11 protein-coding genes and 1 pseudogene are annotated in these 10374 nt (G+C 32.4%); 5 read left to right on the forward strand and 7 right to left on the reverse strand.

Going from position 1 to position 10374, the window contains the following annotated elements:
* Positions 1-63: 63 nt before the first annotated feature.
* From CD33_RS19660 to CD33_RS00465, 3 genes are all read right to left on the reverse strand, one after another.
* A complete protein-coding gene (locus CD33_RS19660) occupies positions 64-222 on the reverse strand; it encodes a hypothetical protein (RefSeq protein ID WP_235863433.1) in 159 nt (52 codons plus the stop codon).
* Between the two features lie 301 nt (positions 223-523).
* Entirely contained in the window at positions 524-970 is a 447-nt protein-coding gene (locus CD33_RS00460) for a Rossmann-fold NAD(P)-binding domain-containing protein (protein WP_052129854.1), read from the reverse strand.
* A 418-nt stretch (positions 971-1388) separates the two neighbouring features.
* Complete coding sequence (locus CD33_RS00465; protein ID WP_036197096.1) at positions 1389-1841, reverse strand: hypothetical protein; 453 nt, start codon at positions 1839-1841, stop codon at positions 1389-1391.
* Between the two features lie 393 nt (positions 1842-2234).
* Here CD33_RS00465 and CD33_RS00470 point away from each other — a divergent pair, with 393 nt between their 5' ends.
* Positions 2235-3278 (forward strand): iron-siderophore ABC transporter substrate-binding protein, encoded by a 1044-nt coding sequence (locus CD33_RS00470; protein WP_052129857.1) that lies wholly within the window; start codon positions 2235-2237, stop codon positions 3276-3278.
* Between the two features lie 1146 nt (positions 3279-4424).
* On the opposite strand, the gene CD33_RS00475 is transcribed toward CD33_RS00470, so the two are convergent.
* The 4 genes from CD33_RS00475 to CD33_RS00490 all read right to left on the reverse strand — a co-directional run bounded on the left by CD33_RS00475 (position 4425) and on the right by CD33_RS00490 (position 7917).
* A complete protein-coding gene (locus CD33_RS00475) occupies positions 4425-5588 on the reverse strand; it encodes an MFS transporter (protein WP_036197099.1) in 1164 nt (387 codons plus the stop codon).
* Between the two features lie 158 nt (positions 5589-5746).
* Complete coding sequence (locus CD33_RS00480) at positions 5747-6049, reverse strand: ArsR/SmtB family transcription factor (RefSeq protein WP_036197108.1); 303 nt, start codon at positions 6047-6049, stop codon at positions 5747-5749.
* Positions 6050-6583: 534 nt separating this feature from the next.
* Positions 6584-7144: a cysteine hydrolase family protein gene (locus CD33_RS00485; RefSeq protein WP_036197101.1), complete on the reverse strand. Its 561-nt coding sequence runs from the start codon at positions 7142-7144 to the stop codon at positions 6584-6586.
* Positions 7145-7527: 383 nt separating this feature from the next.
* Positions 7528-7917: a hypothetical protein gene (locus CD33_RS00490; protein WP_052129856.1), complete on the reverse strand. Its 390-nt coding sequence runs from the start codon at positions 7915-7917 to the stop codon at positions 7528-7530.
* A gap of 433 nt (positions 7918-8350) precedes the next feature.
* On the opposite strand from CD33_RS00490, the gene CD33_RS20855 reads away from it, so the two are divergent.
* The 4 genes and pseudogenes from CD33_RS20855 to CD33_RS00510 all read left to right on the forward strand — a co-directional run.
* Positions 8351-8815 (forward strand): CBO0543 family protein, encoded by a 465-nt coding sequence (locus CD33_RS20855; RefSeq protein ID WP_036197103.1) that lies wholly within the window; start codon positions 8351-8353, stop codon positions 8813-8815.
* A 21-nt stretch (positions 8816-8836) separates the two neighbouring features.
* A complete protein-coding gene (locus CD33_RS00500) occupies positions 8837-9382 on the forward strand; it encodes a CBO0543 family protein (RefSeq protein ID WP_036197106.1) in 546 nt (181 codons plus the stop codon).
* A 223-nt stretch (positions 9383-9605) separates the two neighbouring features.
* A complete protein-coding gene (locus tag CD33_RS00505; RefSeq protein ID WP_176400154.1) occupies positions 9606-9809 on the forward strand; it encodes a transposase in 204 nt (67 codons plus the stop codon).
* Positions 9810-9979: 170 nt separating this feature from the next.
* A pseudogene (locus tag CD33_RS00510) lies at positions 9980-10279 on the forward strand (transposase); the annotation flags it as partial.
* Positions 10280-10374 lie beyond the last annotated feature (95 nt).

The raw sequence follows: 10374 nt of genomic DNA on the forward strand, positions 1-10374 counted from the left end.
TATATAGAGAAACTTCCAAACGTAGAATTTTGTTATAGAATTGCAGGGCACCACGGACATTAATTAAAATACCTGATAATGTTTTGTGAATGGATTAGCAAACCAATTGCCTTTTTCATTAAAAGCCATGTAAAAATGCGTAACAGCAAGTGGCTGACCGCTTCCCTTTACAAAATATTCGAAAGTTCCTCTTGGTGTTTCAATTAATTGTTGTTCCCACATCTTTGACACATCCTCTTCACAATAGATTGTAATATTCATACATACACTATTATACTTTTTTGGGGTTGTTCAATAGGAGAAAGATTTTCAAAGTGTCTTATGGTAATTGTCTTAAAAGATTGAAATATGACCCGATTGTTGAAAAAAGCACAATTCTACAAGAATTGCGCAAATTATTGAAGATTGTTTTTCAACTAACTCTGTAATTTTAGTGTAGGGACTATTAATATATGTAGGTTTAAGACTCAAATATAATAGGTAGGTTTTATACAGATAAAACACTCTGCATATTTATTAATGTTTATTTATTACGGCCGTGTTCCCATGGTTCTATTGTTCCAACAATATAATTTGCTTCCTTTTGAGAAATAGCTCTAATTACCCAAGAGGAGATTTCTGTATTTGTTAGCCATCTTGCGGTGTTATTTTCTCTAACAAAACCTAAATGTACATGAGAATAGTTACAATTTTCAGGAACACTTATATTTTTTTTAATCGTTTCTAAATTTAAACTACTACCTAAAATATGAACTAAGCTCCATTTATTTGGCTGTTTAGCTACCAAATTAATAATTGTAGGAAGGGCATTAGGCGCTGTAGAATGCACCCATACAACGATTAAATCGATATGTCCCAGTTTTCTTACTTGTTCTTCTACTTCAAACTTCAAATTACTTGTATTATGATAGTCTAGATATAAAGGTTTAATGTTATTGCATTGTTTAATTAGAGAATCCATTTTTTTCATACTTCGACCAATTACAGTTACATAATCATAATTAGTAGCTAACCAAATAGAAGTTTCCTTTTACATTCCACTACCTCCTATAATTAGAGCATGGCTCATTGAATAACCTCCTTTATTTTTTAACTTTACCCCAATAAAAACAATAAATATTATCATTCTTTTGTATGATATTATCTATTCTTTGGTAATCCTCTTTTATTCAACAATCTAACCCTATTGCTGAAAAAAGCACAAATCTATTCAAGAATTGCGCCCGGTTACGGAATAAAAATTTGCTTAACAATACAAAAATTTTAATCAAACTTTTTATAAACAGTTCTACTTGGCTTAAATTCAACAGGATGATTCATTAGCTAATTCCACTCTCTTTAGAGCTCACCTAACCGTTCATTGATCTCTATCAATTCTTCAAAATTCTCTATTTCAAATTAACTTTACCTTCTGAATTTGGAATATAATAAATCTCTGTTAACAAAGTATTAACTTTTTCTATTTCCTCTACTGTTTCCTTGTACTTCTCTTTATCTAAATTACCATTCTCACGATAATTATTTTCAATCACTTTACCAATATTCAATAATTTGTCGGCTATAGGTAAAAGTACTTCTTCCCCCACGGTCCTATCTACAACATTCGAATAAGCTTTTACGGAAATAAGTCTGTCATTCATTCTACTTATAGAATCTATTGTCATTTCTCTATTGGAATCTTCAACAATTTCATAATAACTTTCCCAAACGTTATAGACAGCGTTTCCTAAAACCGCCACCATTCTTTTTTCTCCATTTTCATGGCCGTCTTGATAACTAATAATTATTGTTAAAAGAATTACTAAGAATCCGCCCGCAAAATATCCAACTTGTTTTCTCATTTTACCTCCATTGCACATACTTTAACATAAATATCCAATTTAAATATTGAGTTTTATTCATTACATTGCCCTTTAACGGAAAAAGACCCTTTCCTTATTAAAGGAGGGAAAGCGCCCGATTGTTGAATACAGTTATTAAAATAGATTCTATATACTTATTAGTTAAAAATAAAGTAGCTGGGAGATTCGATTCTTCCCCTAAAGCGGGTGGCCCTTCCATATAGAATACAACTAAGCTCTTTTTAATTATTTTTCTATTTTTTCTTCCATTTGACATTTCTATAATTTAAGTATATATTTTCCATTGAGAATGAAAATCTTTATCAATAAGCAGTTTCATTTCTAATATAATATGGAAGAAGGTTTATTGGATTGAAAAAGTCACTATTACTAATGCTATTATCTTTAATGGCTATTTTTGCTTTAACCGCTTGCTCAGATTCTGAAACTGAATCCCAATCAGATCAAACATCAGCTACAGAAACAGCAGAAACTACAGATACAACAGAAGAATCAGAAGCAACTTATCCAATTACTATTAAACATGCTTTAGGAGAGGCAATAATTGAGAAAAAGCCTGAGCGAATCGTAACAATCCAGTGGGGAAATCATGACGTAGCTTTAGCTTTAGGAGTTGTACCAGTTGGGTTCTCTGCAGCAAACTTTGGTGTACAGGATGACACAGGTTTATTACCTTGGACAAAGCAAAAGTTGGAAGAATTAGGTGTAAAGGAACCAAATGTATTTATGGATACAGATGGATTAGATTTTGAGGCTATTGCAGATGCTCAACCAGACGTTATTTTAGCAGCTTATTCTGGGATTACAGCTGAAGATTACGAATTACTTACTCAAATTGCACCTGTTGTTGCTTATCCAGAAGCTCCTTGGGCTACTACATGGCGTGAGTCTGTAGATTTAATTTCTAAAGGTATGGGGATAGAAACAGAAGGTGAACAATTAATTGATGACATCGAGAATATGTTAAAAGAGAAGTTAAAAGAATACCCTCAAATTAAAGGGAAAAAAGTTGCTTGGGTTAACTTTTCAGTGAATGACCTATCTAAATTGCATATTTACACACCAATTGATGCTCGCGTTGCATTTTTGGAAGAGTTAGGTTTAACTCACCCTGAAAGCATTACTTCTTTAATAGAAGATCCAACAAAATATTCATTAAATTTAAGTGCTGAAAATTCAGCGGCCTTGAATGATGTGGACGTCATTGTAGGTTATGGAGATGACGAACTGTTAGCGGCTATTCAAGCTGACGCAATTTTAGGCAAAATACCAGCTGTAGCGAATGGTGCGGTTGCATTTATCACAGCTGATACTCCTTTGGTTGCTGCGGGTACACCAAATCCATTATCTATTGCTTATACAATAGATGACTACTTAGCATTAATAGGTTCAGCTATCGATAAAGCAAATAAATAGTTCAAATAAAATGTACTGGGTGCATCGTGTTTGTACCCAGTACATTTTCATACTTTTAAGCTACAAATACATACCACTCGATAAACGATTCGCCCATGCTAAATCAAATTGTAAAATGCGTATCTCTTCTAGCTTCGCCCTTTAATGGAAAAAGCCTTTCCTTATTCATGGAAAGCGCCCGATTGTTGAAGATCAAAAACTAATTAGATAAATTCATAAAACTGAGTCCTGATGCTGAAATTCCCTCAAGATTTATGTTTTATTAGCAAATCACAAGGACCTAAATAATTTATGAATTCCAATAGAATAATTTAATAATCATAATAGGTATTATCAAACTCAACTAATTGACAATATAACGCAGTAATTTTTACAGAATTAGCCCTTGTACGAATTCTTAATGATGGTCTACTCGATATATCCCCCTTCATTTCTAAGCTAGACCTTACATTAGATTGAATTGCTAACTTTTCACTAAAGCTTTCATTCTCTTTTAATTGGAAAACTCCAAAAATTATTGAGATTCTCCCCATTTATACCCTATTATTTTAGGGCTTTCACTTTCAATTTTCGCTTCTTTAGGTATTGGGAAATCATAATATTCGTGTAAAGAATAATAATTACTATCTAAATTCGTAAAAAAATAGTAGATTCCACCTAATAAAAGAGCAAGGGAAATAAGAACAGATATAAATATTATAATAAATAAACCTCCCTTAATTTCAAAATTTCGCCTTTTATTATTAATAAATAACCTATTAACAATAAAAAGTAATATAAACTTTTTAACTTTTTTATTTAGTTTTTATTTCGTATCATAAATTAAATATATTCAACAATCTGGTGTAGCTTTAAAATAAAGATTGAAATAAAAAAGACCCTTCAATACTTATTTAACAGGACATACCAAAACTCCATTTTGAAAAAAATTGATCAAAATGGAGTTACTCTTATTATCTAAATATAATTTTTTATAAAAAAGTTTGATTATTTCCATAATCCATACTTCGCAAACTAACTTATTAGTTGTAGGGGAAATTTATTTTCTCCTTGGATTAAGCATATCATTTTACTTATCAATTACTCTTCATTATTCCAGGTCATAAATAATTTTCTTTCCTAATAACTAAAGGGTTATGAATTTTTTTACTCTTTTGGTATCTTGCTTAACTGTACTCGGGAAAGTGCCAAAGTTAGTACAATAGATATTGTAACTCCTAAAGCGCCTATCCAGGTAACTGAAGATAGTGATATTTTCTCAACAAAAATACCTCCAATTCCTGCACCAGCTGCCATTGCCAATTGCATTACTGACTGATTTAAGCCTAATAATATACCTGATGACTCTGGCTCGATTGTAGCCAAGTTATATTGTTGTGTTGGTCCCGATGACCATGCAGAAAATGACCATAGTATTAATATTATTAAAACACTAATATAAGAATTTGTTACAAGAGATAATAATATTAGCATAATGATGTGTAACGACATTCCACCTAACAGTGTTTTTTGAACTCCCCAACGATCCGTACTAAATCCACCAAATTTGGAACCGAATAAACTTGCGATACCAAAAATCATCAATGCACCACTTAAAAGTTTTTCCTCTATTCCTGATATATTTAACAAGTAAGGTGAAAGGTAAGTGTAAGCAATTGAATACCCTCCAAGCCAGAAAAAAGTAATTGCTAATCCAATCGTAACCCTACTTTTCTTAAGAAGAGCCAACTGTTTAACTAGTGGTATATGCTTATCACCCTTAATAATTGGAATAGATGCTCTAATTATTATCATTGCAAGAATTCCCAGCAGTGCTATTCCACCAAAAATAACTTTCCAACCTAATAAACTAGAAATAATTCTTCCAAGAGGTACTCCTATGATTAATGAAGCCGTAAACCCCATAACCACTGTAGCAATAGCGCTACCTTGTTTACCTTCTGGTGCTATCTGTGCAGCGATAGTTAATGCTGTAACAACAACCATCCCTGCTCCGAGTGCCATAACTACTCGAGCTACTACAAATAATCCGTAACCTGGTAGGATGAATGCCAAGATATTACCTATTACGAACAATCCTAATGAAAAAATCATTAATTTACGTCTGTCAATACTAGATGTTATTCCCATAAGAATAGGTGTAAATATTGCATATACAAGTGAGAATATTGTAATTAATTGACCTGCTGCAGCCAAAGTTATTTCAAGTGAATCTGCAATCGTATCTAAAATTCCCGAAATAATATATTCGGAAGTTCCTACTAAAAAGCTAACGATTGCCAAAATATAAATCTTCAAAGTATTAGACAAATGATGTCACTCCTTATAATTTTGTTGTCATATCGACATATCGTTAACTATCGATATGTTTATTCAAAAAAATATATAGCATGAATACTAGCTATGTATTCTAGCGGAAATGAAACTGAAACCTCCAAAGAATTCGTAAGGAATTCAGTTTCACTCAGTTATCTCTTTTGCTTCAAGAACTCGGCGATCCCATTTATGGCATCTTCATTTCTTTTGTAATAAGTATACTTACCTATACGGTCAGCCTTTATAAGTCCAACCTGTAAAAGCATCGAGAGATAATGAGATGCCGTAGATTGCGTCATTTCCAATTTTTCTGTAATTTGACTAACGCATACCCCGGTTTTGTTCATATCAATCCCTTCGTGGGGAGTGAAATGGAGATCTGGTTCCTTAAGCCATTCTAAAATTTGCAGCCTTGCTTCATTAGATAATGCTTTAAAAATATCAACTTGTTTCATACAAATTATTGTATCGAGAATTTTCGAATTGTCAAGTGCGCACTCTTTCTTCGAGGTCATATAGGATTAATCCTCAACACAATTAACATTATATCGAGAATTGTCGATGCGTCAAGTGGATCAGTATAATTTTTTTATAAACAGTTAATCTTTGTTCAAAACGATTCTAACTGTGAAGCATTTCAAGTTAAGAGATTATTCTTATCCGATAACAGCATACTGAGTAATGGTTTGGGAAGTGCTAATCCTACACTAACAACTCAAGCTTTGGCAATTCGTACAGCAAGTATTATTTATAGTAAATACTTTTGAACCTCTTTTAACTTTGAGGTTTTTTTACTTTGTTTTGAAATTGCCTCCTTTTTAAAACTTTAACATAGGTATCCAATTTAAAGGTTGCTCCACAATTTGGCCCTATTGCTGAAGAAGGCTCAATTCCTTTTTAAACTGCAGCCCAAAAGTTAGAGTAAAAAACTAACTTTTGGGCTGCAGTACCTTCCTTATAAAAGAATTGCGCCCTATAATGGAATACTTTTATTTTATAAAATCGTTAATTAGTTGCTCTGTTGTAAGTATTGTGGCAAATTCATCATGCAATGTAGCTAGTGATATATTGTGTATAGTTTCTGCATCATAATATCTATCATTTTGGTCTTTCAAACCAAATGCTGCTGTAGCATCTGAAATCAGGTATGTACTGAAACCTAAATTACCACTCATTCGTGTAGTTGTTGATACACAATGAGGTGTAGTCAATCCAGTGATTACAACTGTTGATATTTCATTTACTTTTAATTGCTCTTCTAAATTAGTACCAATAAAGCTACTATTTACTTTCTTGGTAAGAATAACTTCATCCTCAATAGGTTCCACTATTTCTTTAATAGTAAAGCCCTCATTCATGGGATGAAATATTGAATTAGGATTATCTGAAGTGTGTTGTATGTGGATTACCAACCATCCCTTTTTCCTCCATAATTGTAGTATCTTGCTAATATTTTCTTCTGCATTTAGGTTATTTCGCTCTCCCCATTTTTTATCATTGAAAGCCTTTTGTACATCAACCACAATTAAAGCTTTTTTCTTTTCATCCATAAGATTCCCCCCTAATTTTGTTCTCCATTTATAGCTATAACTACATTTTAAATGCCGATTTTACTTTTGTACAATTGTTATTGTACTGCGTTAATTGAATAACTAAGAGCATCATTTTCTAATAATTCTTTACTTTCCCCTATTCATGAAGAAAGACCCTCTCCTTATTCAAGGAAAGCGCCCGTTTGTTGAATATCATAGCATAAATTTTATTCAAGATAAGCACCGGTTACTTTAAGTACAGTCCTTCCCACTCTAACATATAAAATTGCATAATCTAAGAATAGATAATAATATCGTTTAATTTTGAAAGGAGAATAGTTCGTAATCTCCTCATAAACTAATTTATACTTTCCAGTAAATTTGGCACTAACGATTTATAATTAAACAAAAAATCTTGTATTGGTACAGCCATAAAATAAGGGATATTCATCAAAAACCAAAGTAATATATAGATATTTTTGAGGCTTTCTTCCGCTTTGTTTAAGTCCATTAGATAAATCAATGTATAAGTTTTGTCCCTTATCGCCAACAGAGCGTTCCACTGAAAATTGCCCTGCTAAACTTCTCCACCATACTGAAAATGCTTTATAAATCTCGTTGAAATGCTTTGATGTATTACGCTCAAACAACGTTTCATAAAACAATCGTTTTTCCTTGTAAAAGATCTCTATATCATTACTCTCTTTTTCACATAATCTTACTAGAAGTTCATTCCATAAACCTTGGAATTTTTCTTCAAATGTTTCTATAAAAGGTGATCCACTTTGCAAAAAGGATATTTCAAATTGTCATCGTCCAACTTTTCTAGCAATGACTTCTCCATAATCGTCCCCCTTCTATAAATAGTTATTATATCAACGGATTAGAATGTGTCCCTATCCTTAATACCAAGTATTTCAAATCCCTACATTTTTTACAATCACTTTACTCCACAATATGGCCCTTTAACGGAAAAACGCGATCTTCTTATTGAAGAATTGCACCCGATTGTTGAATAAAACAGAACATGTTTTTCAACTGATCTACAATATTAGCTGAAGTAGGTAAAAAGATGCCACAGCATCCCCATTTCTTAAACATAAGACTTAATTGAATAGGAAACGGGACGCTTATTATAAAGATAAAGTATATTTTCGAGAAGGTGAAGAAAGATATCATTAAGGAATAGTAAAAGACGGATTGATGATAGAAGGTGTTTATTCAATGCTCATTGGAACAGTCACTTTTATAATTGGGTGGCTAACATTTTTACTTTTTTCTGATAAAAAGAAATTTCCACTTTTTGTGATCACAGTTTACGTGGGTATTATTTTAGCCTTAATTACAGATTTGATGATGTTTGTTTATCCTTTATGGCATTACCAGGGAACAAAGATAGAGCAATTTTGTATTCAACTTTTAAATGGATTTGGGATTTATTTCGTGGTTATCTACTTATTTCTTCAGTCATTACCCAAAAAGCAAACGGTAATATCGGTTATACGACATGTATTTTATTGGACTCTATTCTCAATTTTACTAGAGATTCTTTATTTGAATATAGACTTTATTAGGCATGGGTTATGGTGGAACATAGGATACTCATATATCGCTGATTGGATTTTATTTATTATTTTCTACATCCATCACAAGTGGGCATCAAATCATTCAATCATAAATGGGCATTAAGTACAAATTAGGAGGATTGTGATGCAATCTACCTGGCAGGACGTTCTTGAATTAACAGAGCAGTATAAATATACAAAAATAGAGTATTGGTTTAGTGAAAACGTATATACTTTGAGTTGGTGGATTCTTTTAGTTTCATCTATAGTTTTATTTCTTATATGGATCATTATTCTAGATAAAAAAAGAATATTCGAGATTATCACATACGGATTTTTTGTAGGGACAGTAGCAATATATGCAGACGTGTTCGGTGTTTGGTTTGGATTATGGCATTACCCAATTACAATAACACCTATGCATATACCTATTGAAATACACAGACTGCAAATGCCTATTATTTATATGTTGATTTATCAGTATTCTAAAACATGGAAAACTTTTTTAAATGCCGCAGCAATAAATGCAATTGTTTTCACATTCATTTTGGAACCTTTATTGGTGTGGTTAAAAATATATGAACCCTCTCATTGGAAATATATCTATTCATTGATCCCTTACTTTGTCATAGCTATACTATTCAAATGGCTAATCACTAGATTCAAACAACTGGACCAGAATTATCAATAGTTTTATTTGATAATGAAATTTTTAAAATCAGAAAGGCAATCTAAGTAAAACCATGAGATAAATGAACACGAAATAGACCAGGTTCACTATTTAGTGAAAACTTGGTCTTCTCTTGGGATATTCAACTCGACTTATGGGAGGTCTTTTTGAATATACAATTATAATATGTGCATTGTTTAATTACTTCACAGGCCTGCAAAGAAAATCAAAGGGGCGCCAGTCTATGTCTAAGAAACTAAAACCAACAACGAATAACCAAGAAAAAACAATGTCACGTGAGGAGCAGCTAGAACGCGAAAATGAACTGCTTCGTTTAGAGGTGGCTTATTTAAAAAAGTTGAAGGCTTTTCGAGAGAATCCAGATGCCTTTCTCGAAAAGCACAAGCTGCCATCGCCTTCGAACTTAAACAAGAAGGATTTCGATTAAAAGATATTTTAAAACAAGTGGATATTCCAGAAGCGACGTATCATTATCATATCAGATGGGGCAAAAGGATTCAGATGTAGAGTGGAAAGCCTTGATCTTAGAGACTTTCGAAAAACATGAAGGTCGATATGGCTACCGCCGAACAGAAACGTGCTGAATATCGGACAACAATTCATTCCGATCAAGGATGGCACTATCAACATAATATGTGGGTGAAAACATTAAAGCAGAACATGATTTTTCAAAGCATGTCTCGTAAAGCCACATGCTCAGACAATGCGGCCATGGAGAACTTCTTTAGCTTACTAAAACAGGAAATGTATTATGGAGAACAATTAATCTCTTACGAAGCATTACAAAAGAAAATAAAAGAGTATATCAATTATTATAATAATGTTCGTATTAAACAAAAACTGGCCGGCACGAGTCCAGTAAATTACCGAATACACGCCAGCCAATTAGCTGCATAATAAAACTCTAACTTTAAGGGGTCACTACCGAATTTTGCCCGATTGTTGAATAACAGTAAATATTTTTACTAGCTGTTTTTTCGATAAATTTATTG

Origin of the sequence: Ureibacillus sinduriensis BLB-1 = JCM 15800 (assembly GCF_000772955.1) — a bacterium.
GTDB classification, from domain to species: Bacteria; Bacillota; Bacilli; order Bacillales_A; family Planococcaceae; genus Ureibacillus; species Ureibacillus sinduriensis.